Source organism: Rhizobium sullae, from assembly GCF_900169785.1.
Classification (GTDB): Bacteria; Pseudomonadota; Alphaproteobacteria; order Rhizobiales; family Rhizobiaceae; genus Rhizobium; species Rhizobium sullae.
Window position 1 is genome coordinate 57,176 of sequence record NZ_FWER01000036.1, and the last position, 23,342, is coordinate 80,517.

General features: G+C 58.1%; 25 protein-coding genes and 3 pseudogenes. 16 read left to right on the forward strand and 12 right to left on the reverse strand.

The annotated features are described in order from the left end of the window. Positions 1–103 precede the first annotated feature (103 nt). The 5 genes from BN1800_RS26240 (at position 104) to fdhA (ending at position 3,808) form a co-directional block, all read left to right on the forward strand. Positions 104–418 (forward strand): hypothetical protein, encoded by a 315-nt coding sequence (locus BN1800_RS26240; protein WP_027512524.1) that lies wholly within the window; start codon positions 104–106, stop codon positions 416–418. 54 nt (positions 419–472) lie between these two features. After that, positions 473–763 carry a DUF3175 domain-containing protein gene (locus BN1800_RS26245; protein ID WP_027512523.1) on the forward strand — a complete coding sequence of 97 codons (291 nt, stop codon included), beginning with the start codon at positions 473–475 and terminating at the stop codon, positions 761–763. Positions 764–771: 8 nt separating this feature from the next. Next, on the forward strand, positions 772–1,503 hold the full coding sequence (locus BN1800_RS26250) for a glutathione S-transferase (RefSeq protein WP_027512522.1): 732 nt from the start codon (positions 772–774) through the stop codon (positions 1,501–1,503). Positions 1,504–1,514: 11 nt separating this feature from the next. Next, entirely contained in the window at positions 1,515–2,345 is an 831-nt protein-coding gene (gene ku / locus BN1800_RS26255) for a non-homologous end joining protein Ku (RefSeq protein ID WP_087001789.1), read from the forward strand. 272 nt (positions 2,346–2,617) lie between these two features. Further along, positions 2,618–3,808 (forward strand): formaldehyde dehydrogenase, glutathione-independent, encoded by a 1,191-nt coding sequence (fdhA, locus tag BN1800_RS26260; protein WP_027512520.1) that lies wholly within the window; start codon positions 2,618–2,620, stop codon positions 3,806–3,808. A gap of 118 nt (positions 3,809–3,926) precedes the next feature. Here fdhA and ligD read toward each other — a convergent pair whose 3' ends face one another. Genes ligD through BN1800_RS26280 form a run of 4 tightly spaced genes read right to left on the reverse strand, consistent with a single transcriptional unit; the run spans position 3,927 to position 7,805 of the window. After that, positions 3,927–6,419, reverse strand: coding sequence for a DNA ligase D (gene ligD / locus BN1800_RS26265; RefSeq protein WP_087001790.1), 2,493 nt, complete (start codon positions 6,417–6,419; stop codon positions 3,927–3,929). A gap of 2 nt (positions 6,420–6,421) precedes the next feature. Then, the gene (gene ku, locus BN1800_RS26270) at positions 6,422–7,267 is read right to left on the reverse strand and encodes a non-homologous end joining protein Ku (RefSeq protein WP_087001791.1); all 846 of its coding nucleotides are present in this window, start codon (positions 7,265–7,267) and stop codon (positions 6,422–6,424) included. Between the two features lie 21 nt (positions 7,268–7,288). Beyond that, on the reverse strand, positions 7,289–7,519 hold the full coding sequence (locus BN1800_RS26275) for a DUF2188 domain-containing protein (RefSeq protein WP_027512517.1): 231 nt from the start codon (positions 7,517–7,519) through the stop codon (positions 7,289–7,291). A 16-nt stretch (positions 7,520–7,535) separates the two neighbouring features. Then, entirely contained in the window at positions 7,536–7,805 is a 270-nt protein-coding gene (locus BN1800_RS26280) for a hypothetical protein (RefSeq protein ID WP_087001792.1), read from the reverse strand. 297 nt (positions 7,806–8,102) lie between these two features. Between BN1800_RS26280 and BN1800_RS26285 the strand changes: the two genes are divergently transcribed. From BN1800_RS26285 to BN1800_RS26295, 3 genes and pseudogenes are all read left to right on the forward strand, one after another. Further along, positions 8,103–8,342 (forward strand): type II toxin-antitoxin system VapB family antitoxin, encoded by a 240-nt coding sequence (locus BN1800_RS26285; RefSeq protein ID WP_087001793.1) that lies wholly within the window; start codon positions 8,103–8,105, stop codon positions 8,340–8,342. Next, entirely contained in the window at positions 8,342–8,779 is a 438-nt protein-coding gene (locus BN1800_RS26290) for a type II toxin-antitoxin system VapC family toxin (protein ID WP_087001794.1), read from the forward strand. Before BN1800_RS26285 ends, BN1800_RS26290 begins: the two co-directional genes overlap by 1 nt. Before the next feature lie 93 nt (positions 8,780–8,872). Then, positions 8,873–9,109 (forward strand): annotated as a pseudogene (locus BN1800_RS26295) (DNA polymerase IV); the annotation flags it as partial. On the opposite strand, the gene BN1800_RS26300 reads toward BN1800_RS26295, so the two are convergent. After that, positions 9,102–9,467, reverse strand: a complete 366-nt coding sequence (locus BN1800_RS26300) for a nuclear transport factor 2 family protein (RefSeq protein WP_244564649.1) — start codon at positions 9,465–9,467, stop codon at positions 9,102–9,104. The pseudogene BN1800_RS26295 and the gene BN1800_RS26300 overlap by 8 nt on opposite strands. Positions 9,468–9,502: 35 nt before the next feature. Between BN1800_RS26300 and BN1800_RS42805 the strand changes: the two are divergent. From BN1800_RS42805 to BN1800_RS42810, 3 genes and pseudogenes are all read left to right on the forward strand, one after another. Then, positions 9,503–9,734 (forward strand): annotated as a pseudogene (locus BN1800_RS42805) (hypothetical protein); the annotation flags it as partial. 84 nt (positions 9,735–9,818) lie between these two features. After that, a complete protein-coding gene (locus BN1800_RS26310) occupies positions 9,819–10,310 on the forward strand; it encodes an SRPBCC family protein (protein WP_087001795.1) in 492 nt (163 codons plus the stop codon). 626 nt (positions 10,311–10,936) lie between these two features. Then, positions 10,937–11,068, forward strand: a pseudogene (locus BN1800_RS42810) (STAS domain-containing protein); the annotation flags it as partial. Between the two features lie 145 nt (positions 11,069–11,213). Here BN1800_RS42810 and BN1800_RS26320 read toward each other — a convergent pair. From BN1800_RS26320 to BN1800_RS26340, 4 genes are all read right to left on the reverse strand, one after another. Beyond that, positions 11,214–11,699 (reverse strand): SRPBCC family protein, encoded by a 486-nt coding sequence (locus BN1800_RS26320; RefSeq protein ID WP_027512510.1) that lies wholly within the window; start codon positions 11,697–11,699, stop codon positions 11,214–11,216. Then, entirely contained in the window at positions 11,696–12,013 is a 318-nt protein-coding gene (locus BN1800_RS26325; protein ID WP_027512509.1) for an ArsR/SmtB family transcription factor, read from the reverse strand. Before BN1800_RS26325 ends, BN1800_RS26320 begins: the two co-directional genes overlap by 4 nt. Before the next feature lie 347 nt (positions 12,014–12,360). After that, the gene (locus BN1800_RS26335) at positions 12,361–14,301 is read right to left on the reverse strand and encodes a multicopper oxidase domain-containing protein (protein WP_087001812.1); all 1,941 of its coding nucleotides are present in this window, start codon (positions 14,299–14,301) and stop codon (positions 12,361–12,363) included. A gap of 37 nt (positions 14,302–14,338) precedes the next feature. After that, a complete protein-coding gene (locus BN1800_RS26340) occupies positions 14,339–14,872 on the reverse strand; it encodes a DUF4142 domain-containing protein (RefSeq protein WP_027512506.1) in 534 nt (177 codons plus the stop codon). Between the two features lie 320 nt (positions 14,873–15,192). Between BN1800_RS26340 and BN1800_RS26345 the strand changes: the two genes are divergently transcribed. The 3 genes from BN1800_RS26345 (at position 15,193) to BN1800_RS42820 (ending at position 17,098) form a co-directional block, all read left to right on the forward strand. Further along, positions 15,193–15,411 (forward strand): hypothetical protein, encoded by a 219-nt coding sequence (locus tag BN1800_RS26345; RefSeq protein ID WP_087001797.1) that lies wholly within the window; start codon positions 15,193–15,195, stop codon positions 15,409–15,411. Between the two features lie 1,101 nt (positions 15,412–16,512). Next, positions 16,513–16,806, forward strand: coding sequence for a hypothetical protein (locus BN1800_RS26360; protein ID WP_027512502.1), 294 nt, complete (start codon positions 16,513–16,515; stop codon positions 16,804–16,806). A gap of 94 nt (positions 16,807–16,900) precedes the next feature. Beyond that, positions 16,901–17,098, forward strand: a complete 198-nt coding sequence (locus BN1800_RS42820) for a hypothetical protein (RefSeq protein ID WP_087001813.1) — start codon at positions 16,901–16,903, stop codon at positions 17,096–17,098. A gap of 878 nt (positions 17,099–17,976) precedes the next feature. Here BN1800_RS42820 and BN1800_RS26375 read toward each other — a convergent pair. Continuing rightward, positions 17,977–18,939, reverse strand: a complete 963-nt coding sequence (locus BN1800_RS26375; RefSeq protein WP_087001800.1) for a TIGR03885 family FMN-dependent LLM class oxidoreductase — start codon at positions 18,937–18,939, stop codon at positions 17,977–17,979. Then, positions 18,939–20,576 (reverse strand): alpha-amylase family protein, encoded by a 1,638-nt coding sequence (locus BN1800_RS26380; RefSeq protein ID WP_087001801.1) that lies wholly within the window; start codon positions 20,574–20,576, stop codon positions 18,939–18,941. Before BN1800_RS26380 ends, BN1800_RS26375 begins: the two co-directional genes overlap by 1 nt. Positions 20,577–20,834: 258 nt before the next feature. On the opposite strand from BN1800_RS26380, the gene BN1800_RS26385 reads away from it, so the two are divergent. Next, the gene (locus tag BN1800_RS26385) at positions 20,835–21,641 is read left to right on the forward strand and encodes a nucleotidyltransferase family protein (RefSeq protein ID WP_087001802.1); all 807 of its coding nucleotides are present in this window, start codon (positions 20,835–20,837) and stop codon (positions 21,639–21,641) included. 13 nt (positions 21,642–21,654) lie between these two features. Continuing rightward, positions 21,655–22,377, forward strand: a complete 723-nt coding sequence (locus tag BN1800_RS26390) for a metallophosphoesterase family protein (RefSeq protein WP_087001803.1) — start codon at positions 21,655–21,657, stop codon at positions 22,375–22,377. A 556-nt stretch (positions 22,378–22,933) separates the two neighbouring features. On the opposite strand, the gene BN1800_RS41995 is transcribed toward BN1800_RS26390, so the two are convergent. Further along, positions 22,934–23,200 (reverse strand): hypothetical protein, encoded by a 267-nt coding sequence (locus BN1800_RS41995; RefSeq protein ID WP_210191294.1) that lies wholly within the window; start codon positions 23,198–23,200, stop codon positions 22,934–22,936. Between the last annotated feature and the right edge of the window lie 142 nt (positions 23,201–23,342).

A 23,342-nucleotide genomic window follows, 5' to 3' on the forward strand; every position in this document is an offset into this window, starting at 1 on the left:
AATGCCTGGCTTCCGCTTCAATATCCGAACTCGGTGCCTAAAGGCTGGAACTTTTGCAGTTCCTGGCGGTTCAACTTCTTTTGCAACGAGAGGAGGCAGAGAGATGCCAAGAGGTGACAAATCCGCTTATACGGACAAGCAAAAACGCAAGGCCGAACACATCGAGGAAGGCTACGAGGCACGTGGCGTTTCCGACCAGGAGGCAGAGCGCCGGGCCTGGGCCACCGTCAACAAGGAAAGCGGCGGCGGGAAGAAGTCCGGTTCGGGCCGCGGCAAGAAGGAGACGCACGAAGCCTCCGAAAAAGGCGGCCGCAAGGGCGGTGCAGCATCCGCGTCGCGCTCGGCAGCCCAACGTTCCGCATCCGCCAAGAAAGCGGCCGCGACGCGCAAACGCAACGAACATCATACCCACCACTGATCGCTAGACTGGCGCGCTTTGAAGGTGCGCCGTCCCGGACCGAGGAGCTTGCCGATGACCAAGGCGAAGAAGAAATGGTCGCAAGAGGTTACCGAGCGCAGTGACGCCATGGACCTTAAGGAGGGCGTCTTCACATCCAGCGATCCGAAGAAGATCGCCCGCTCGATCAAACAATCGGCTGAGGCGAGCCACCGCCGCAAGTCAAGCCCCTATCGCTCGGCCATGTCGATGCTGACTTTCTATATCAATCGCGCCGGTGACCAGTTGACGAAGAAGCAAAAGGACACACTTGAACAGGCGAAGGACGAACTGCGGAAAGATTTCGGCCGCGAAACCCGGCATTGAGGGAATGGATGGCTTACGAGCTTTATTACTGGGATGGCATCCAGGGACGCGGAGAATTTGTCCGGCTGTCGCTGGAGGAGGCGGGCGCGGACTATATCGACGTCACACGCGAATCCGGCAGCGGCCGGGGTACCAGCGCAATGATGAGGCTCATGCGAAGCGGCTCGGAGCCGCATATCCCGTTTGCTCCGCCCTTCTTGAAGGACGGCGACCTCATCATCCCGCACGTCGCCAATATCCTGCTCTATCTTGGCCCGAAGCTTCATTTGGCGCCTGAGGACGAAGGCTTGCGGTACGTGCTGAACGGCTTGCAACTCACGATCACCGATTTCGTCGCCGAAGCGCATGACACGCATCATCCGATTGCCACCTCGCTCTACTACGAGGATCAGAAGGAGGAGGCAAAGGCGCGCTCGGCCGAATTCATCAAGGAGCGTGTCCCGAAGTTCCTTGGCTATTTCGAGCGTGTGCTGCAGCAGAATCCGAAGGGCTCGCAACATATCCTCGGCGATGCGCTTACCTATGTGGATCTCTCCCTCTTTCAGATCATCGAAGGCCTGAACTACGCGTTTCCAAATGGCATGGCGGGTTATCAAACGACATATCCGGCACTGTCTGCCCTGCATGTTGCGGTGGCCAGGCGTCCGAACATCGCCGCCTATCTGAAATCGGAGCGGCGCATTCCTTTCAACGAGGATGGCATCTTCCGGCACTATCCCGAACTCGACAAGGCGGCTTAAGGAGATCGCCCATGGCGCGGCAGACATTCTGGAAAGGCTATCTCAAGCTGTCACTCGTCACGGCGTCCGTCTCGCTGACGCCGGCCACGACCGAGAGCAACAAAGTCCGCTTTCATGTTCTCAATCGCAAGACCAGCAACCGGGTCGAAAGCCGCTACGTTGACAGCGTCACCCACAAGGCCGTGCCCGAGAAGGAGCAGGTCAAGGGCTATCCGAAGGGTGAGGACGATTACGTCATCCTCGAAGACGAGGAGATCGAGGAGGTCGGGCTTGAAAGCACCCGCACCATCGATATCGACACCTTCGTGCCGCGCGGCTCGATCGACTGGATCTGGTACGACAAGCCGCATTTTCTGGCGCCGGAAGACAAGGTCGGTACCGAGGCCTTCTGCGTCATTCGCGAGGCGATGAGGGCAAACAATGTGGTCGGCATCGCAAGGCTGGTGCTGTATCGCCGCGAACGGGCCGTCCTTCTGGAGCCTCAAGGCAAGGGCATCATTCTCTGGACGCTACATTACGGCAACGAATTGCGAGAGCCGGTCTCGCATCTCGATATCGATGTCAAGGTTGATACCAAGCTGCTCGCCATGATGAAGCGCCTTGTCAAGGAAGAGACGAAGGAGTGGAGCGCCTCCATGGTGCAGGATCCAATCCAGAAACGGCTGAGGACAATGATCCGCAACAAAACGAAGAGCCTCAAGCAGGCTCCACCGGCAACAAAGCGCCCCGCCGTCAAATCGACCGGCAATGTCATCAACATCATTGATGCCCTGAAGAAGAGCTTNACCGGCAACAAAGCGCCCCGCCGTCAAATCGACCGGCAATGTCATCAACATCATTGATGCCCTGAAGAAGAGCTTGGCCGCGGAGGACGAAAAGCCGAGGTCGCCGAGAACCCGCTGAGCGTAGCGGCCATTTCCAGCCCCAAACCGTCGTANCGCGGAGGACGAAAAGCCGAGGTCGCCGAGAACCCGCTGAGCGTAGCGGCCATTTCCAGCCCCAAACCGTCGTAAACGGAACGGCGCGCCGGCCGTTCTGCACTATTCTGTCCGAAGAGGCCTGCATGGAGAGGAGCCATGCATGGCTGGTCACATTTTCAATGGAGGAGATGAAAATGAGCAAAAACCGAGGCGTTGTCTATCTAAGGCCCGGCAAAGTCGAAGTCCGCGACATCGATGATCCGAAACTGGAAGCGCCGGATGGCCGCCGTATCGAGCACGGCGTCATCCTCAAGGTAATCTCTACGAATATCTGTGGCTCCGACCAGCATATGGTTCGCGGCCGCACGACGGCTATGCCCGGCCTCGTTCTCGGCCACGAAATCACCGGCGAGATCATCGAAAAGGGCGTCGACGTCGAAATGCTGAGCGTCGGCGATATCGTTTCCGTGCCCTTCAACGTCGCCTGCGGCCGCTGCCGCTGCTGCAAATCGCAGGACACCGGCGTCTGCCTGACGGTCAATCCGGCGCGTGCCGGCGGCGCTTATGGCTACGTCGATATGGGTGGCTGGATCGGCGGGCAGGCCCGCTACGTGACGGTACCCTACGCCGACTTCAACCTGCTGAAACTCCCCGACCGAGATCAGGCGATGGCGAAGATCCGCGATCTCACCATGCTTTCCGACATCCTTCCAACCGGCTTCCACGGGGCAGTGCGCGCCGGCGTCGGCGTCGGCTCGACCGTCTATGTCGCAGGCGCCGGTCCGGTCGGAATGGCCGCTGCCGCGTCTGCCCGCATCCTCGGTGCTGCCGTCGTCATGGTCGGCGATTTCAACAAGGATCGTCTGGCACATGCCGCCAAGGTCGGCTTTGAACCGATCGACCTTTCGAAGAGCGACCGTCTCGGCGACATGATCGCTCAGGTCGTCGGCAGCAATGAGGTCGACAGTGCCATTGATGCGGTCGGCTTCGAAGCCCGCGGCCATTCAGGCGGCGAGCAGCCGGCAATCGTGCTCAACCAGATGATGGAGATCACCCGCGCAGCAGGCTCGATCGGCATTCCGGGCCTCTACGTCACCGAAGATCCAGGCGCCGCCGACAATGCAGCCAAGCATGGCAACCTCTCCCTCCGTTTCGGTCTCGGTTGGGCAAAGGCGCAATCCTTCCACACCGGCCAGACACCCGTCTTGAAATACAATCGCCAGCTCATGCAGGCGATCCTCCACGACCGCCTGCCGATCGCCGACATTGTCAACGCGAAGGTGATTTCGCTGGAGGATGCCGCGCAAGGCTATGAGAGCTTCGACCAGGGAGCCGCCACGAAATTCGTACTCGACCCGCATGGCGAAGTGGCGAAGGCGGCGTGAACGGAGCGGGGTGACGACGGAACGAGGCGAAGTCGAACTTGTGACCCCCCTCATCCGCCTGCCGGACCTTCTCCCCACTGGGGAGAAGGCATTCGCCGCGAGCGGTTGCGCTGGGAGCCTACCGTTTCCTCTTCTCAAGCGGCTTTGCGGCCGCGAAGAACCCATCCCACGGGTCCTTCGGCAGCGCGTCGAGCCGCGGCGGCGTGTTGTCGACGGTGAAGTAGGCCGGGCCAATATCGGCGGTGAGTTCGCTCCATTCAAGTGGCATCGAGACTGTCGCTCCTGGTCGGGCACGCGTCGAATAGGCGGCGACTGCGGTGTTACCGCGGCCATTGCGCAGGTAGTCGATGAAGATCTTGCCGGTGCGCTCGGCTTTCGTCGCCTTGGCGATGTAACGGTCCGGATTTTCTGCAGCCATGCTATCCGCCAGCCGTTTCGCAAAGGCCTTCACCTCCGCCCAGCCTGCTTTCGGCTTCAGCGGCGTGACCACATGCAGTCCTTTGCCGCCGGACGTCTTGACGAAGCCGGCAAGCCCTTCCGCTTCCAGGCGCTCTTTAATCTCCAGGGCGGCAGCGATGACACTCTCCCACGGAACCTCGCCGCCGGGATCGAGATCCATGGTAATCATGTCCGGCTTCTCCCAGCTATCCGTCGTCGTCCCCCAGGGATGGATTTCCAGGACGGCCGATTGCACCAGTGCCACCACGCCATCGAAATCGGTGATGCGCAGGAATTTTTCGCCGCCCCTGTCCTTCGGGTCGGTAATCTGCTCGATATTCTCGTTCATGCCCTTCCAGGCGTGTTTTTGGAAGAAACGCTGATGCCCCTCGATACCGTCCGGCAGACGCAGCAGAGCTAGAGGACGATTGACGACGTAAGGCTCCATGAAGCGCCAGACCTGCGCGTAATAATCGACAAGCCCCTCCTTGGTCACCCCTTCATCCGGCCAGTAGATGCGATCCGGGTGCGTCAGCGTGACAGTCGATTTCGGCAGGTTCTTTGCGGTGGTCTTTTCCATCTCACGCACCACGTCCTTCGCCAGCTTGTCCTCACGCAAACCGCGGAACGCGGCATGCCGCAGTTTATCATCGGAGGACCAGGCGCGAAATTCCACTTCCGCGACAAGCTCCGGCTTCACGTAAACAAGCCCCCGGCGTTCCTCTGGCGTCAGCCTGTCGTCGAAGGAATTCTCCTCCTGCTCGATTTTCGAAAGCCGCTCATAGAGATCCTGGGCGACCGTCGCCGTATAGCCAGTGCCGACGCGCCCGACATGCTTCAGCTTGCCGTTGTCGTAGAAACCCATCGCCAACGAGCCGATCGCATTTTTCATCGAGGTCGATGGCACATAACCACCGATGACAAGCTCCTGCCGCTGCGAGCACTTGGCCTTGATCCACTCGCCCCTGCGGCCCGAAGTATATGTGCTATCTCGCTGCTTTGAGACAACACCCTCCAGGCTCAGCCTGCAGACGTGATCCAGAACCAGGCTGCCGTTCTCGTTGAAATGCTCGCTGTAACGCAGCTTGTCGTTCCCGGCGGGCAACATCTTTTCAAGCAGACGCTTGCGCTCGATCAGCGGCACGCCCTTCAGGTCATGGCCGTCGAGATAGATCAGATCAAAGGTGTAGAAGACGAACCGATCGTAGCGCCTCTGGCTCAAGTCCTGCTGAAGCGCTGAGAAGTCGGAAGCGCCGCTATCTTGCTCGACGACAAGCTCGCCGTCCATAATCGCCGATTGAATCGGCAATGCCTTGAAAGCATTGGCGATGTCCTTGCCGAACTTTTCCGTCCAATCAAGCCCAGTACGGGTCAGCATCTTCACTTCGCCGTTTTCGATCCGGATCTGCAGCCGATAGCCATCGAATTTGATCTCGTGGATCCAGCCGTCGCCGGCCGGCGGCTTGGCCTTCAGCTTGGCAAGCGTCGGCTCCACGAAATCCGGCATCGCCGCCTTCCTGGCGCCTTTGGGCCAATCATGTATTTGCCGCCCGGCCTTTGCCGCTACAGCCTTGCCACCGCCCTTCGGCTTGGAGTTCCAGGTATCGGTCGGGTTTTTAGCAACCTCTTCTATCCGCCGTCCGGTCTTTGCCGATTCCGGCCGTTGTTTCAAAATATCCTTGCCGTCGTGGCGGGCTTCGGTGTCGTCTCCCTTGATCAGCAGCCAGTTCTCGTGCTTTTCGCCCGGCTGCCCGTGCATTCGCACCAGATGCCAGCGGCCCTTAAGCTTTTCGCCATCAAGCTCGAATTCGATATGGCCCTTTCGATAGGCCTTCTTCGCATCGCCGAGCGGTGTCCAAGTACCGCGGTCCCAGACGATCACCGTCCCGCCGCCATATTGGCCCTTCGGGATGATGCCTTCGAAATCGCCATAGGAAAGCGGATGGTCCTCGACATGGACCGCAAGGCGCTTGTCCTCCGGGTTGAGGCTCGGTCCCCTGGTCACCGCCCAGCTTTTCAAGACGCCGTCCATCTCCAGCCGGAAGTCGTAATGCAGCCGCGTAGCATCGTGCTTTTGAATGACGAAACTGTTTCCCTGACTGCGGCCTTTGGCGCCGCGCGGTTCGGGTGTGGCTCCGAAGTTGCGTTTTGCCTGATAGGTTTCAAGCACCATGGTCAGCTAGCCTTCTTGCGTCGGCTATCAGAGGCGCTGCGCTGCGCCGTCCCTTTCGCAGGTGCTTTCTTTCCACTCATCTTGGCGCTCTGGCGCAGCGCCTCCATCAGATCGACGACCTTGCCTTCCGGCTTCGGCTTCCTCTTCGGCAGCACTCTGCCCTCGATCTTGGCCTTCACCAGTTCGGTCAGCGCCGCCTCGTAGCGGTCCTCGTACTCGCCCGGCTCGAATGCAGTCTGCTTCGTGCCGATGATATGGCCGGCAAGCTCAAGCATTTCCTTGTCGAATTTGATATCGGGAATGTCCTTGAAGATGGGACCGGCAGAACGAACCTCGTAGTCGAAGTTCAGCATCGTCGCGACGACGCAGTCGTCGCGCGGGCGGATCAGCAGCGTCCGGTTGCGCCGAAAAAGCACGGCCTCGGCAAGCGCTGCGACGTTGTTCTCGCGCATGCTCCTGGCAATCAGGCGCAACGCCTCCTCGTCATGCTCATCGACTGGCGCGAGATAGTAAGGACGGTCGAAATAGAGCTTGTCGATTTCATCGAGGGCAATGAAGCCCTGAACGTCCATTACCTTGTCGCTTTCCGGCATGATGCTGGCGATCTCGTCGCCTTCAATGACGATGTACTCGCCATTCTCCATGCGGTAGCCCTTGACCTGGTCCTCGCGCTCCACCGGCTTGCCCGTCTCGCTATCCACGAACTGACGCTCGACGCGATGGCCGGTCTTCCGGTTGATGATATTGAAGGAGACGCGGTCCGATGAAGAGATCGCCGTATAGAGTCCGACGGCGCAGACAAGATCGTCGATCTTCAAATGACCTTTCCAGCTTGCCCGCGCTGCCATGCTCGTCTCCTATGCTACCGGTCAGAGCCTGCTTCCACTCTTGTCCGTTTCAAGCGGCATGAAGCTCCACCCGCCGTCCGGGGCTGGGAAAGCCAATGTGGCGTCGCCGTTGCCGATCTTCTGGCGGGCCGCTGCGTGTTTGGCGTGATTGATCGCCTCTTCCACGGTCGCATAGGTTTCCGAGAGCGTGCCGCCGAGCTTGTACGCCCAGCCCGCGTCATGCGGCACGATCTGATAGGTGATGTCGACCATCATTCCAGTCCTCTCTTTAGTCCTCATCGCGCGGCGCTGCCTTGCGGCGCTCGTCCAGCGCGATGATCTTTTCGACGGAAGCGATATCGTCGCTGGTAACGGGCCGCACGGGGTCGGAAGCGATCGCTTCGAGCACTTCGTCTGATAGCGCGCCGTTGCGTATCACCCATTCCAGCGTTTCGCGCGTTTCCCGCTCTGCCTTCAGCTGCGCATAGAGCGCCACGATCAGCCGGTCGCGCGGATCGAACTTCCTGTTCTTTGGATCCATTTTCCGGAGGTTCGGCATGCAGACGCCCTCTCAAGATTTCTCCTGATCCAAGCTTCTTAACTGATCACAGCCTGAAAAGTTCCAGTATTTCAGCGCCAAAGCACTGGATTGTGTTCCGGCGCGAAGATCGAGTCGTATCCGGCATGATGAAGCATCTGCCATTTCACTACAGATATACCACCTACGGACTGAAAGTGGGATAACAGTGATTTAGAACTCAGATCATATCGAATGAGTTGGTGAAGGCCGGCTGAGGCTCGTTGCAAGCATATGCGATTTTGGATATTATAATATCCTAGAAAGGATATGCCGCCTATGCCGCTCTACATCAAGGATCCAGAAGTCGACAGACTCACCGACGAATTGATCGGCCTCACAAAGACATCCAAGGTTGATGCCGTTAAAGCGGCTCTCAAACGTGAAATCGCCAGTCGCAAGGCCAGCTTGCCGATTCGAGATCGGCTTGCCAAGTCCCTTGCGATGGCCCGCGCAGCGGGACCATTTGCGCCCGGCGACCATAAGCGCGAAACCGATGAAATGTGGGGCGAAGACTGATGCTGTTCATCGACGCATCAGTAATTGTCGCCATACTTGCCCAAGAAGACGATGCGGACGCCCTAATGGAGCGGCTGGAAAAGCATCACGGGCAATTTTTCGTGTCAGCCATTGTGCGCATGGAAGCTTCGCTTTCTTTGACGCGGCGTCTGGCCGGGGCCCAAGGCCGCGATAGGCCGGCAAATCCGGAAATGCTGCTGTCGCAGGCCCGCCTTATGGTCGATCAGTTCATTATCGATCTGGAGGCCCGCGAAACCATGATTTCCGGCGATGTTGGTACGAAAGCTCTCGACGCAGCCCAGCAGTTTGGAAAGGTCGTCAATCATCCTGCCAAGCTCAATATAGGCGACTGCTTCTCCTATGCCTGCGCAAAAGCGTATCGGACGAAGATTGCCTACAAGGGCAACGACTTCACCGAAACGGATCTAGGCTGGTAACGGCCCAGCGATCGCGCGCTCGCCCATCCTTTGCCTTCGAGTGAAAGGAAATGCATGTTAATCGCGCGGGAGCCAGAATGCGATGGCTGCCCCACCGCATCGGCCGGTGTTTCGTACAACAAATTCCTCGCCAAGATGGCCTCCGACCAGCGCAAGCCCGACGGATTGTTTGTCATCACGCCGAAGCAGGATCCAGCCTTCGTCGAGGCCCTGCCCGTCAAGAAATTCCACGGTGTCGGACCCGCGACAGCTGAGAAGATGCTGAGGCTCGGGATTCAGACCGGCGCGGATCGCCGGTTCGCGATCGGAACGTCAGCCCCCTTCACTTACCCCAGACCCTCGACGACCTTTCCGTCCCGGACGCGCATTTGACGCGCATGATATTGACGCCTCGAACCCAGTCCCCTTCGCGTTCGCTCCAGCGAGGCTGCCAGCGGATGATCCCGCGGTCGCCCATCGCGGAGATTTCCTCAGCTTTGAAGACGAGGTTGGCCGACGACGCCACGCCCTTCCAGAAAGCGAGGCAAGCCTCGCGCCCTTCGTAGCGCGCTCCATCCGGGGCCGGCGCCGTATTTTCAAGAACACAGCCCTCGCTGATGGGATCATCAACATCTTCGGGGCGATGCTTCTCAAATGCGTTGTGGAAGCGTTCGACGATTTCGCGGGAAACCCTGCGGTCACTGGTCATTTCTCACCTCCTTGAGCGATGGAGCCGCCGTCGATGATCGTTCACTCCATCACGGCCGGCTGGACGAAGCTTTTCTTGAGCGCTGTGTCGTGACGCCGGCATCAAGGTCCGCGGGTTCTCCTCAATCAGCAAGGTCCTGACGACGCGCCGTGTTTTGCAGGCCATCCGGGCGTTCAACCTCACGCACATGAACCGGGTCCGGAACGCCTATCAGGCGAGCCATTGCACAGCCTGGCGGATCACATGCTGGGCGATGAGCAACACTGAGTAACGGCCCCAGACACACCCTTGGCTGCGGAGAGGAACTAGCCATATGAAATAATGCTTTTCACTAAATAGAAGGAGAGAGTGATGAACAATCCGCAGATCACGCGTATACCGATCGCCAAGACCGGAATGCTCGTCCGCAAGCCGGTCGAGCATGTTTTCGAAGCGATCGTGAACCCGGACATCACGACGAAATTCTGGTTCAGCAAAGGCAGCGGAAGGCTGGAGACTGGTAAGACCGTCAAGTGGGATTGGGAGAGCCACGACGTCTCCATCGAGGTCACGCCAAAGGTCATAGAGCCTAACAAGCGCGTCGTGATCGAATGGCCTGGCTACAGCGGCCCAACGACTGTGGAATGGACGTTCCAATCCATTCCGGATGGCACGACTTTCGTACGCGTGCAGGAGTCCGGATGGACGGGAGATGCCGACAAGCTCATGCGCTACGTCGCTGATTCCACACAAGGCTTCACACTTTTGCTGGCGGGGCTGAAGGCATGGCTCGAGCACGGTATCCAGTTGAAGCTGACCCTCGATCGCTATCCGAAGGGTATCGAAGACCAACAGTTTGAATGAGGCCGAGCGGAACTGGTCGTGAAGCGGACGTGGGTACAGAACCTCAGAATTTACGTCCGCGAGCAGCCGCCATCACGAAGGCCAACGTGAAGAGCAGATGGATAACGAGAAATAGCTTGGCTATGTCCCGCGCTTCACCGCTGGCGACGCCCCAAATGTCGTTGCCGCGACGACGGCGAAACCGACGATGTTCGCGAGCAGGACGACACGGAGCCTGGCCTCGGAGACGATTGGTCGGATTTTCGTGCCTGCGATCGCAATATCAGAGTGATCCAGCGGAAACGTAGTTATCTGTTTCATCTGCGCTGGGGCGCCAAAGCTGCCATTTTTGCTACAATAACGCCGAAAATTGCCGCCGGAGTTACGTGCCCGCGAAGAGCGGGAAACAGCCAAGAGGCGAGAAAGCGTGGTAACGGCGGTGATCGGCGGTGAAAAAGCTCGAATCGCTAACGGTCGAATGACGTATTTTTGCCCTCGGCAGAGTTAGCATATTCGTGGTTGGCCGACCACTTTGCGCCCCCAAGTCGGTCACATGGTCCCGCCAAATGGCGGCTCGAAAGTGGACCATGCAGGAGACTGGTGAAGCGGCATGTTTGCGCCAAGACCTGCGATTGCATGTTTCGCCGGTCTTGAAGTATCGCAAGATGCGCATCGATGCTGAGGTGTTGGGCTTCAATAAAGCTTGCGCCGACATGGTTGACAGGTTCGCCCTACACGACAGGGGTGAGCGTCACGCCGCGAGCGCCTCATTGCATTGAGGTCGCTGGTCTGTCTTCGATGTTGCCGTATGATAGCGGCATGATGCTGCGACCACTCGTGTCCCTTCCTTGGATTGCGCGAGAGCAGACCGCCGAGGGCCTCAAAGTAATGTATTTCCACTCAGAGGGACCTCGCATTCGTTCTTCAGGCCGCACTTTGGAACAGGTCTGCAAACCGCTGCAAGTAAAGCGGCCAGCCATGATCACCTGCGACGCCATCGCGCTCGCTTTCCCAGCCCTGACCGTGACGTTCGAGATTTCGATGCTCAAGCTCGACGCGGGTGCGATTGTCGGTTTCGGCGGTGAACACCACCTCCCACTCGCTGGTCTTGTCCGGGTCTGTTTCGATTTGCCACCGCGGGCTGATGTCCCAACTCATGAGCACCCGATTGGGCGGCTCGTAGGCCAACACACGCGCCCAGCGGCACTCGCTGCCGTCGGTGCCGCGGTCGTAGATGTAACCTCCGACGCGTGGTTCGAACACTGTTTCGGCGATCGGGACTGCGAGCAGGTTGTGTGTCGGTGGCTTGAAGCTGCCGAATCCCTCGGTGAATACCTTGAACGCTCGCTCTATCGGTGCCTCGACAACGATCGATTGCTTGACGGACGCGATCGGCATCTGCGTGTTCATTTCAACTCCTCCGATGAATTCTCGGCGACCACTTTGTACGCCGACAAGGTTGTACTCCAGAACCGGTCGAGCCAAGCGCGCATCTGGGCGAGCCCGGCCGGGTCGACATGGTAGACATTGCTCGCCCCCTTCGACTCGGCTCGAACCAGATGCGACTCGCGCAGCACCTTGAGATGCTGGGAAACTGCCGACTGGGAGACGGTAACCTCGCGTGTGATTTCCACGACAGTGCGAGGGCGCGACGCGATCAGTTCGAAGATCGTACGTCGGGTAGCGTCGCCGAGAGCAGATAGTTGGGCGTGATCAACAGTCATGACTTATGATTAGTAAAAACTGATCATTATGTCAAATGCGAGTTACTCTAGCGGTTTCAGCGCCAGATCAATCATAGCTCGCATGTCGTCGCGATCCGCTCCCGCCTTGCCCAATACCCTCATCCCCTGAATCTGAAGAAATTTGCAAGGATGCTCCGCCAGAACATCACCTCGCTGGACTGATCCGGATGATCCGATCAACTTGCCGCAGTCGTCGCCTTCATCGCTTAAAGCAGTTCTCGCGATGCCACCTGAGGAACTGGGGATGCGGCCGCTCGGAAAGTCCGTTTCAACCGCCTTTGGCCTGGACACAGATGAAGAGGAGAGAATGAGATGTAACGAGCCTCTCATCCATACCTGCCTTCCGCAACCTCAATGATGACCATCAAACCACCGCCGCCGTCCGTCTCGACGTTGTTGTTCGTCGTGTGATGCGAGATATGGCAGTGGATCAGCCACTTCCCTGGGTTTCGCGCAATCCAAAGAACATCATACCGTTGGCCCGGCGCGATGTTGACCGTATCGGCGAGGTACCTTGCCGATGGCGCCAACGTCTCACCGTCGATCGCGACGACTTCGAAAGGGCCGCCGTGGATGTGCATCGGGTGTATCGCTGTCGTGTTGGATCCGATGAATCGCACTTTCAGAGTCTGGCCGACCTTCATGCGGACCGTTTCCGTGGCTGGATACGATTTGCCATTGATCGTGAAATAGTTGGGAAGCGCCCCTTCCATCGGCATGGACGGGAAGGTGAGCCAACCCCGCTTGATCCACTCCTGAAGCTGGACCACGTATTCAAGGTCGGCGGGGAAGGCGTCGGCCGGATTCTTCGAGTCGATGATAAGCGCTCCGTAGAGGCCGAGCGCCTGCTGGCGGTCGACGTGGTCGTGCGTGTGATAGAAATACGTGCCGTGCTGGCCGACAGTGTATTCGTACGAGAAGGTCCGTCCTGGTTCCACGGGCTCTTGAGTGATCGTCGCCGGTCCGTCCATTTCGTTCGGGAGGATCAGACCGTGCCAATGCACTGTGGTGCTTTCGGGCAGGTCGTTCTTGACATTGATACGAACTCGGTCGCCTTCGGTCACGCGTAGCGTCGGTCCTGGAACCTGGTTGTTATAGGCGTAAGCTTCCACCGTGACGTCTGGCAGGATCGTCCATCGGATAACGGAGGCCGTGAGGTCGAACACTTTCACGCCGCCTTCCATCCGGGGCTGCAGGATAGAGCCGCCGCTGGCGCCGGCAGGCGCGTCGAAGCTGATGTCGCGCGGGTCGACGGCCGCCATGTCCTTCATGGCGTCTGCCGGCGTATCGAAGGTCATGATCATCCCAGGCGCCATGATCGACCTTCCGACGTCGTGGGCACTGAGGCCCATGTTGACCAATGTAAACGGATACGCGTAGCCGCCAACCAGCATGATCAGGGTGAAGCCCGCCATCGTCGCGAGCTGGGTCCGGGTGGGCGCGAGAGCCGAGGGCAGCTTCCTTCCGTGCTGGTGGCTCCCATGCGACGCAGGTGACCGGCGAGACGTGTGCTGAGCGTGTCGGGCTTCCGACCCATGGCCCATACTCATGGCGGGATGCTCCGAAGGCTCCTCGCCGGCGGCATCTTCGTTTCGATCGCCGCCGCGCGCCGTCATCAATCCATGCTTCAGCCCTTTGAAGACCAGCCAGACGTTGAAGGGATAGGCGGCCGCAAACCCGATTCCTATCCCGAGGGCCATGACGCCCCAAAAGAGCATCTCTCCCGGCCACATGGCGCGCATGTCGCGACCCATCATCAGGATCGCCATGACCGGCGCCATTCCGGCCATCATGGCGTTCATGCTGATGAATTCGGGCATGAAAGAACCGCGAACGTTTTGCCAGTAGCTTCCGCCCATCATGTTCTTCATGAAGAGCGCCTGAAACACGAACAGGCCGACGGCGAAACCTGCAATGTATTCGACGATGATGTCCAGCCACATCGGCAGGCCGGCGACGGCGGTGATCACCGCGGCAATGATGATGCCGGTCGCATCGCCGGCGACGCAGTGGATAGTGCTGCCGATCCCCTGCTTCCAGAGCGGTCTTACGAACTCTTCGTGGGTGTAGGGCCGGGGTTCCTTGTCCGTAAGCACGTAGAGCAGAAGGCCGACCGGACCGAGGTAGAGCGTGACGAGGATGAAACCCCACTTCATCACGGCCGGCTCGGGGTTGTTTCGGAACTGGTCCCAAGCGACATAGGCGGTGCTTAGAGCCGCGAGGAGAAACCAGGCAATAAGAAGATAGTCGACGGGTTGGATGAACAAGGACAATTCTCTGCCTCCGGCAGCGAGCAGGCATCCACTATTTGTTAAAACTCTGCGCCATTTGAAGATGGTGCTCCAACGCCGGCAGCATCTTCGCTGCCCAGGCCTTCAGCTCGTCATTGTCGCCTTCCTCGCCATACCGTTTGAACAGGTCGACTGCACCTTCGTGAGCGGACATTTGGTCGGAATGATACTGCTTTGTGAAAGCTTCGCCCTGAAGGCCTTTTAGCTGGTCGAGCGTACCCCTTCGAGAGGATGTCATCGCGGTCGGGAGCGCGGCCTTAATTTTGCCGCCTGTCACAAGACCTTTCAATTTCTCGCTGGTCTTTTGATGATCTGTGATCATTTGCTGCGCGAAGGCCTTCGTCGCATTGTCAGTTCGCTCCATGGCGAGCTTACTGGACTGGATTTCGAACATGTCGCCCGTTGCGGCCTCCTGGATGAAATCTTCCGTCTTTGGCGGCACGCCAATCAAAGTGTCAACACCGATTTTTTCGGCCGCTAATTGGCTGAAGGCCGGTGTCGTGAGAGCCAGTCCTATTCCGACAGCTGTGAGAATAAATTTCTTCATCGTGTTCTCGCCGCTTCACTGGTCGATTAAAATTACAGACCCGTCAAACATCACAGCGCTTCAAATGTTCCCTCAACATCATGAGCCGATTGCGCTCCAGTTGGAAGGAACAGCAGCAGCCGGCCGCAACCGCCACCAGAGTTACGGCTTCGTATTTCGCCCGGCAATGAGGTCCAAGCTTCGCCATTCCAGAAAGTCGAGTATGAGGAGATACTGCGGGGACCTTGTCCAAATCCGTCGACTCAATGTTGCCCTTTTCTCCGCCTCGTTGAGGGCACAAAAGGCTCGTTTGCGAGTTCTCTAATCGAGAGGAGGCTGACATGACAGATAAGAAGCTCACTGATGGTCTGAATGACAGACCGAGAAACGCGCCGATCGGCCAGAGTGCCGAAGGTTTTCCCGATGACAGCGCTCAGCCAGTCGAGACCGATGAAATGATGGTCGAGGCCACAAAACGAAAGCTCCCTGATACGCCGCGGGAGAAGCGTCTGAAGGAAGTAAAGCAGCAGCACGACGCATCGCGGCTGGGTTCGGAATGAACTTTGGCTGCCGTTATAGGCAACGGCAATATTTGAGGAAGGCAGAAAGAACTGAGAGATCAGGAGACGGATTCAATGGCAGACGACAGCGTTAGAACAATCACCGCTACTTTTCAGACCCGCGCGGCAGCGGACCTTGCCATAGAACGCCTCGCGCAGCAGCATCACATCGCACGCGCTGATATTTTCGTGCAGCCGAAGGAGAAACGCAATTCTTCTGGGACCGCGCCTTCAGGCGGTGATGCTTCCCATTCGGACGGCCGCGTCCATGCGGCGCTGAGAGGGGAGATCGAAGTCTCGGCGGACCTGAAGCAGGAAGATATAGCCAGGGCTGAGGCCGCTTTTCGCGAAGCTGGCGCAACAAGTTTGGCGACTCGATAGCCAGAACCTCAAAATCACTCGACCATCGTGGAGCCATCGTTCGTGTGGCGACATTTCGGTGTCAGGTAACCAGGATGTTGTACTGCCATGGGAAGCGGCAGCTTGCTGGCGGATCGTTCCAAGGAACATCGCCTTTCCTGAATAGATAGTACTTATGGAGGGTAACATCAGCAGGAATGACGACATGAAGAACCAAGAACCGAAACACGCCAAGAAGGAAGATATCGATGCCGTACCCCATAGCACGCCATACGCCGCGGAAAACATCTGTCGCCGGTGTAGTGGGACCGGTAGGTCGGCGGCGAGACATGCGCGGAATGTGACAGAACGGGAAAGGTGCTGACGCCATCGGCAGCGCGGGTTCAGAACGTCCCGCAAATGTCCTCTTGGCAGACGCTAGCGGCCTTCGATCGCGTGGGCGCTGGAGCGCGGCATGCAGCAAGAGAAGGAAAATAGCTGCATCAGCAGTCTTTGCTCATTGATCGTATTGAAGCGTCCGCGGGCCTCGCGAAACAGACTCGATCGCTGTGGCAAATCATTCTTGGAACATCAATCTTTGTGCGTCGTTTGCCAATTTATATCCCTCAAAGGCAAAGCCGACAGGGAAGAGAGTCATACAAGTGTCGTCGATCGAGACGTCAAACAGAGCCTCATGAGCGCAAAGCGCCAATCCGACGCCAAGTTCACGGCTTGAGGCTGTTTTTTGCCAGGAGGAAATTAATGCAAAAGCCACCTGATAAAGACGATGTGGTGGAAGGTCGGCAAAACATGAGACCACCCGAAATGGATCTGGAGCCGATACCGACCGACACGAAGCTTGAGGACCAAGGCAGCAGCGGTTTGGACGATCCCTCCGACACCTTGCACGATCCATCCCCGCACGAGCGTTCCGCGGGTTTCAAAAGGTCGGACCGCAAGGGCTCTCGCCAAGAGGCGGAGGAGCGAGTCGAGGGACTGCCCGATACCAGCCTCGATGAGCGAAGCATCGTCTCAACACCGCCCGCGTTGGATTAAGTTCGGTTGAGTGCATAGCGGCCGAAGGTGAAGCAATCGGAACAATTGCCCGACTGCCGTGTTCGTTCCGCAACGAAAGGAGCATGTTATGGCAATCAAGAAGCCGAGAGATGGTACGCCAGGCATGACGGATCAGTCGCCACGCTGGGAGGGCCCTCCCGCAACAAAGCCCTCCGGATATCTGCCGGCCAAGGATAACCCTGAACGCGACCGCGACGCGCATGGCGAAAATTTGAACGATCCTAAGGTCAGGAAAGTGTCTGACGCTTTCAAGACTAAGAAGAATCGGTAGCGGCTGCACCGCGGTGAATGAAAAAGCCGGATCGCACTTTTCTCCGGCTTTCGTCGCAAGAACCAGTCAACTAGTCGGCGCTAGCCTTTTGCTAATCCAAAACGCGGGAATCTCACGTGTCCCTGGATCAGCGCACCTCTCAGAAAGCCGAGGAAACGGAATATCCGCGGGAGGTTCCTGCGGAAAGGACCCAACAGCAAATGGATGCTCACGAGAAGGAGGACAATCGCTCTTTTCTTCGCGGCCAAGCGCGTGATGGAAGGAGACCCCAAGTTCGATGCCTCGCAGCGCATTCCGATCGCCCAGACGAGCTTGCAGGTGCATGGGATGATGCGCTGGCTTCCGACCGGCCGGAGGTGCCGCCGCTGCCGCCCCACATCCGCTTTGAGCAGGTGCGCAACATATCCTCGGCCCTTCTCGAGGGAGATCCTCATGAACGCCGAGTCATTGGCGGCACAGTCCGCCAACTCGTCAGCGCCTTGATGCCGTCGAAAACGTGACGGTCGGTCAATAAACGGCCCCCGAACCTTCGGATTCTCTCCGCGCTGTTGACGAACCCTCACTCGACCTATCATTATTTCGCAACAGGGGTTCCGTCATTTGAAAAAAAACGAGTTTGTGACCCTAACTCACTTCGCGGGCCGTCACCTGAGGAGGATGTAACGGACGACCTCTGGACTGCCGCCTTTTGCTCTTACAGCGACGGTGGTCTTGCTACCGCAACCCCGGACGGGTGCGCGGCGGGCGACGAGGGCGAGGCGTAGTCGATCTCCGGGAACCAGACGTAGATCTGAAGCAGTTGAGCCGCGCCCGGATAGCAGGCCAGACCGCAGGCGCGGACACAGCCTTGCGTTAGAAGGCGTGTCCAGATGAAATCCTCAGGACAGTGCAGATAGCAGCTGAGCAAACGCCTTTATGAATTCGCGCTGATTTCTGCCGACGTTGTGAACGTATATCTTTTCAAAGCCGATCGCCGCGTCTTCCTCAATCCATGCCCTGTGCTGTCCGATATCGGAGGCGATCCTCACATACCGGTGCATGTCTTCCGACCGAACATTTACGCACGCTTCGTCGAACTCTTTAGGCGAACGCAGTGTTTCGGCCATGGCTGCAGTAACCGCATTGCTGCGCCACTGATCGAAGGCATTCAGCAAGGCATTTTCCTCCGTCGGCGCGTAGGAAATGTGAGCCTGCAGATAGAGCGGCTTTCCCTCGCCACCGCCGCGGCGGAAGGCATCGATGATTTCGACGATTTTTTCGCGTGGCTGATTGATAGTGATCAAACCGTCGGCCCATCCTCCTGCCCACTCGGCAGTCTCGGTTGAGAGTGCGCCGGCGATGATCAGCGGCGGCCGATCGGGAAGCGCATAAAGCTTCGCTTCGTCGACCTTTACCGGTTCAGTGCTGCTGACTGTCTCGCCAGACCAGAGAGCTCGAATGATCTCTACGCCAGCGATTAGCCGCGCGTTTCTTTCGGCTTTGGAAGGCCAGCGATCGCCTACGACATGTTCGTTCAACGCCTGGCCGCTTCCAACGGCCATCCACGGAAACCGGTTCGGAAAAAGTTGCGCCAGCGTGGCTGCCGCTTGGGCTGTTATCACCGGATGGTATCGCCAGCCTGACGGGACCGTGATCAGACCAAAAGGCAGCTTTGTAAGTTGCATCGCTGCACCAAGCCATGTCCAGACAAAGGCGGATTGACCTTGCCGTTCACTCCACGGCGCAACGTGGTCGGACGACATGATGCTGTTAAAACCTGCCTGCTCGGCAAGACGGACATAATCGATCAGTTCGCGCGGGGTAAATTGCTCTTGAGATGCATGATATCCGACGTGAACCATCAGCTCTCTTCCGAACTCAGCCAAAGATACCCATAAGGGGCCATCTTCAGGCGAAGCTTCATCGAGGCGTCATATTCTGCCCTGCCGATCAGATCAGTAAGCCTCTTGCAACACACTGCGTCGAGTTCTGCTTCAGCTGTGACTTCACGGCTCGAGAGGTTGTGGGCGACGAGAAGAAGAGAACCGGCATCTTCAAAGCCGTGAATTGATACCGCCGGGTCGCTGGCATTCAGCCTGACGAAACGCCCGCTGCTGAAGATCGGACGTTTGCGCCGCAACGCGATCAGGCGTTTGATGTGACTGTATAGGGATCGAGGGTTCTTTTGCTGGTCTGCCACATTGACGTGCTCGTAGGAAAACGGGCCGCTGGAAACCGGACGCTGAACGAGATCTCCGACATTCGCCTTTGAAAATCCTGCGTTCTTTTCAGCAGACCACTGCATCGGAACGCGAACTGAATTCCGGCCTGGTTGCGATAAGTCTTCACCAAGTCCTATTTCGTCGCCGTAGACGAAAAGCGGCGGTCCCCGCATGGACATGATAAGGCTGAATGCAAGCTCTATGCGCCGTTGGTCGCCCTTCAGCATAGGCGCGAGCCGCCGGCGGATGCCACGACCAAAGACCTGCATACGCTCCTCAGGCGCGAAGACCTTGAAGACCTGCTCCTTCAATTCTGCCGGCACGCGCGAAAAATCGAAGTCATCGAGGTTTCTGAGGAAGTTCGCCCATCCGCAAAAAGGCGGCGGCTCGGGCAGAAGGCTCAATGCTTCGTGGATCGGACCGGCATCCTCCTTCGCCATGGCTGCGAAGATGTAGCAGGCCAGCATGAAGTTGAACAGCAAGCCGAGCTGTTCGCCCTCCCCGAAAAACCGTCCCATTCCCTCTGGTTCGAGGTTGACTTCACCCAGCAGGACGCCGCCAGGCCGCCGCTTTTGCAGATAGCTTCCGATATCCCGCAGAACACCATGTGGATCACGCGGATTGGCTCGCTCCAAACCGTTGTCGCCTATGATCAGAGGGGCAGCGTCCAGGCGAAAGCCGCTGACGCCGAAGGCCAGCCAGTAGTCGACCACGCGCTCGATCTCCTGGCGAACCTGGGGGTTTGCGATATTGAGTTCAGGCTGGAAGTGATAGAACTTGTGGAAGTAGTAGGCCCTGGCGACTTCGTCGTAGCTCCAGACGCTGGTTTCCTCGCCGGGAAAAATCGAAGTCGCTCCAGCCTCAACCGGCGGTGGATCACGACTCCAGACATAGTAGTCACGAAAGCGCGTCTTGTCATCGCGCCGCGCCGCTTCGAACCACGGATGCTCGTTTGAAGTATGATTGACGACGAGATCGATGATCACCCTGATGCCGTGCTCGCCGGCCCCGTGGAGAAAATTGAGGAAGTCGGTCCGCGTGCCGACTTTCGGATTGATGGCGTAAAAATCACTGACGTCGTAGCCGTTGTCCCGATCAGGGCTGCCGTAGAAAGGCAACAGCCAAATGCAGGTCACGCCGAGGTCGTTGAGATATGATAGCCGTTGCGTCAGCCCGATGAAATCGCCGATGCCGTCGCCATTTCCATCCGCAAATTTCTCGACATCGATGCCGTAGATGACCGCGTCGATGTACCATGGAGTTTTTAGCTCGGGCATGCAGGTTCCTTTCCGAACTCACAGGCCTCCCTGCCACGCCATGCCGGAGCTCTCATCGCCTTTCCTCGTCACCGCACATGCCTTGCAACAAACGTCGTCGGAAAATGTTCCGAGAGTTCTGATTCCGTCAGCCGCGCCTCACTACATGACAAGTCCGCCGTCGACTGCGTATTGGCTCCTTCATCGTCAGCCGAAGATGGAACTTAGTAACAGGCTGCGTGTTCCCGGTATCATCAATGATTTTTGGAAGGCGTCGGAATGACTTCCTGCACACAAGGCGCGCGCGCTGCCGCCTCCTCTCGAATGGAGGCAAAAGCCGTGCCGCAGCTGGCCGATCGTGATGCGGAGGTATTCATCGCGCAAGCTGTGAGAGAGCTGGTCGCATCAGGAATTCCCTTTCTGGTGGCGGGAACCTACGCCGTCAGCGCCTATACCGGCATTTCACGCTCCACCAAGGATCTCGACATTTTCTGCAAGGCCGGCGACTACGCGCGCATTCTGGCGCACTTCAAGGCACAAGGCTATGCTGTCGAGATTGAGGACGATCGATGGTTAGGAAAGGTCTTCAAAGGCCGGCATTTCTTCGATGTCATTTTCGCATCGTCCAATGGGACGATGCCGGTTAGCGATCAGTGGTTCGAAAAAGCACGGCGGATCGAGCTGAATGGGAGCCATGTCTCAATCATCGCACCAACGGAACTGATCTGGTCGAAGTGTTTCATACAGCAGCGGGATCGCTATGACGGCGCAGACGTCGCACACGTTATCCTCAGGGCGCACGACCAGATCGACTGGCACAAGCTGCTCGGATATTTGGAGGTGCACTGGGAGGTCCTTCTGATCCATCTGCTGAACTTTCGCTGGATATACCCCACCGAGCGAGACAAGGTGCCCTTGTGGCTTCTCGACGAACTCCTTGACCGGCTTGCCGCCCAGCGCGAACTCCCGCTGCCACAGACGAAGATCTGCCGCGGTCGCATGTACTCGCACAGTGATTTCGAAATCGACGTCAAAGAATGGGGGTTTGCCGACGTTGGCGGTGACGGAGAGGCGCGCAGCGAATGACAGGAGCTGCCTGATGAACAAAACCAATGGAAAACTAACCGTCGCAGCCGTCGCGGATCTTCATGTAAGGGAAGACACCGCGAGCTCCTATCGCGACCTTTTTTCCGAGATTTCAGGTGCGGCCGATGTGCTCGTGATCGCCGGCGATCTGACGGATCTCGGCAAACCAAAGGAAGCGGAGTTATTAGCAGCCGAGCTCAGGAGTTGCGCGGTACCTGTTGTCGCAGTCCTCGGCAACCACGACCATGAAAGCGGCTTTGCGGACGATGTGTGTTCCATATTGCTGGAAGCGGGCGTCCACCTTCTCAATGGGCAGGCAACGGAAATCGACGGCGTCGGTTTCGTCGGCGCCAAGGGTTTCGCAGGCGGCTTTGGCAGATATATGCTCAGTTCGTTCGGAGAAGCGGCGATCAAGGCCATGGTTGCCGAGAGTGTCGACGAGGCCATGCGTCTTGAAAACGCGATGCGTCAGGTGCGCGCCAAGCGAGCTCTGGTTGTTCTGCACTATGCGCCGATCGCCGAAACGGTGATCGGTGAGCCTCCGGAAATCTACCCGTTCCTCGGCTCTTCACGCCTTGCAGAAACAATAGATCGCTTTCATGTCGATGCAGTCGTCCATGGCCATGCCCACCGCGGCACCTATGAAGGCCGCACACCTGGCGGAGCGCCGGTTTTCAATGTCGCGGCCGATGTCGAAAAGCCGACGGGTAAGCCTTACGCCCTGCTACAGGTCTAGGCGACGGACAGTACCCCCTGCCGACGTCCGCGAGCGCCACATCGACAAGTGAAGCCGGCGACATACGAGGCCAATACCGATCGAACTGCGCCTCGCCGGCAGGATTTCTTCCATTCATGGAAACCATCGCGGCCGATTTCAGTTGTGCTTTTATAGGAACGCAAGGACACAACGGGATAGACACATGGCCGAAATGCCTTTTCCAGAGCGCAACGAGGAGGTGCGGATCGAACCGGAGGGCCTCGACGGTCTTTTGGGCATACCTGACGGGGCAACGGGGATCGTTATATTTGCTCACGGGAGCGGGAGCGGCCGACTCAGCCCGCGGAACAACCACGTTGCTGCGGCGCTTCGAAGGGCCGGACTAGGCACTTTTTTACTTGACTTGTTGACGCAGAACGAAGAACGCGACAGACGCAACGTCTTCGATATCGATCTTCTTGCATCGCGGCTGACATTGGCAACAGGCTGGATCGGAGACAACCCGCGAACTTCCGGTCTCGTGCCCGGCTATTTCGGCGCGAGTACCGGCGCGGCTGCGGCTTTGACGGCCGCCTCACATTTGGGTTCGAGCATTGCGGCAGTCGTCTCGCGCGGCGGCCGGCCCGATCTGGCTATTGATGTCTTGCCAGATGTCCGCGCACCCACTCTGCTTCTGGTCGGAAGTCTCGACGGGCCGGTGATCGAAATGAATCAACGGGCGTATGATGCGCTGAAAACCGAGAAGCAGCTTTTTATCATCCAAGGCGCGAGCCATCTTTTTGAAGAACCCGGTACCCTCGATGAAGTGGTCCGGCACGCTACGGATTGGTTCAATGCGCATCTTCGCCCGCCAACGCCGCCGCAACAAGGATGACATTTTTGGATTGGCGCTGAAAAACCAATGCCCCAAGCCGTTGCGCCAAAGGAAACTTAAGACTTTCTTATCGGTGATCCTCGCGTATCTGGAGAGACATTTGCGCCGT

Coding starts and splice junctions, on each gene's coding strand:
- BN1800_RS26240 (WP_027512524.1), top strand. CDS start 104: ATGCCAAGAGGTGACAAATCCGCTTATACGGACAAGCAAAAACGCAAG.
- BN1800_RS26245 (WP_027512523.1), top strand. CDS start 473: ATGACCAAGGCGAAGAAGAAATGGTCGCAAGAGGTTACCGAGCGCAGT.
- BN1800_RS26250 (WP_027512522.1), top strand. CDS start 772: ATGGCTTACGAGCTTTATTACTGGGATGGCATCCAGGGACGCGGAGAA.
- fdhA (WP_027512520.1), top strand. CDS start 2,618: ATGAGCAAAAACCGAGGCGTTGTCTATCTAAGGCCCGGCAAAGTCGAA.
- ligD (WP_087001790.1), bottom strand. CDS start 6,419: ATGGTGCTTGAAACCTATCAGGCAAAACGCAACTTCGGAGCCACACCC.
- ku (WP_087001791.1), bottom strand. CDS start 7,267: ATGGCAGCGCGGGCAAGCTGGAAAGGTCATTTGAAGATCGACGATCTT.
- BN1800_RS26275 (WP_027512517.1), bottom strand. CDS start 7,519: ATGGTCGACATCACCTATCAGATCGTGCCGCATGACGCGGGCTGGGCG.
- BN1800_RS26280 (WP_087001792.1), bottom strand. CDS start 7,805: ATGCCGAACCTCCGGAAAATGGATCCAAAGAACAGGAAGTTCGATCCG.
- BN1800_RS26285 (WP_087001793.1), top strand. CDS start 8,103: ATGCCGCTCTACATCAAGGATCCAGAAGTCGACAGACTCACCGACGAA.
- BN1800_RS26290 (WP_087001794.1), top strand. CDS start 8,342: ATGCTGTTCATCGACGCATCAGTAATTGTCGCCATACTTGCCCAAGAA.
- BN1800_RS26300 (WP_244564649.1), bottom strand. CDS start 9,467: ATGACCAGTGACCGCAGGGTTTCCCGCGAAATCGTCGAACGCTTCCAC.
- BN1800_RS26310 (WP_087001795.1), top strand. CDS start 9,819: ATGAACAATCCGCAGATCACGCGTATACCGATCGCCAAGACCGGAATG.
- BN1800_RS26320 (WP_027512510.1), bottom strand. CDS start 11,699: ATGAACACGCAGATGCCGATCGCGTCCGTCAAGCAATCGATCGTTGTC.
- BN1800_RS26325 (WP_027512509.1), bottom strand. CDS start 12,013: ATGACTGTTGATCACGCCCAACTATCTGCTCTCGGCGACGCTACCCGA.
- BN1800_RS26340 (WP_027512506.1), bottom strand. CDS start 14,872: ATGAAGAAATTTATTCTCACAGCTGTCGGAATAGGACTGGCTCTCACG.
- BN1800_RS26345 (WP_087001797.1), top strand. CDS start 15,193: ATGACAGATAAGAAGCTCACTGATGGTCTGAATGACAGACCGAGAAAC.
- BN1800_RS26360 (WP_027512502.1), top strand. CDS start 16,513: ATGCAAAAGCCACCTGATAAAGACGATGTGGTGGAAGGTCGGCAAAAC.
- BN1800_RS26375 (WP_087001800.1), bottom strand. CDS start 18,939: ATGGTTCACGTCGGATATCATGCATCTCAAGAGCAATTTACCCCGCGC.
- BN1800_RS26380 (WP_087001801.1), bottom strand. CDS start 20,576: ATGCCCGAGCTAAAAACTCCATGGTACATCGACGCGGTCATCTACGGC.
- BN1800_RS26385 (WP_087001802.1), top strand. CDS start 20,835: ATGACTTCCTGCACACAAGGCGCGCGCGCTGCCGCCTCCTCTCGAATG.
- BN1800_RS26390 (WP_087001803.1), top strand. CDS start 21,655: ATGAACAAAACCAATGGAAAACTAACCGTCGCAGCCGTCGCGGATCTT.
- BN1800_RS41995 (WP_210191294.1), bottom strand. CDS start 23,200: ATGCGCATTGAACCAATCCGTAGCGTGCCGGACCACTTCATCGAGGGT.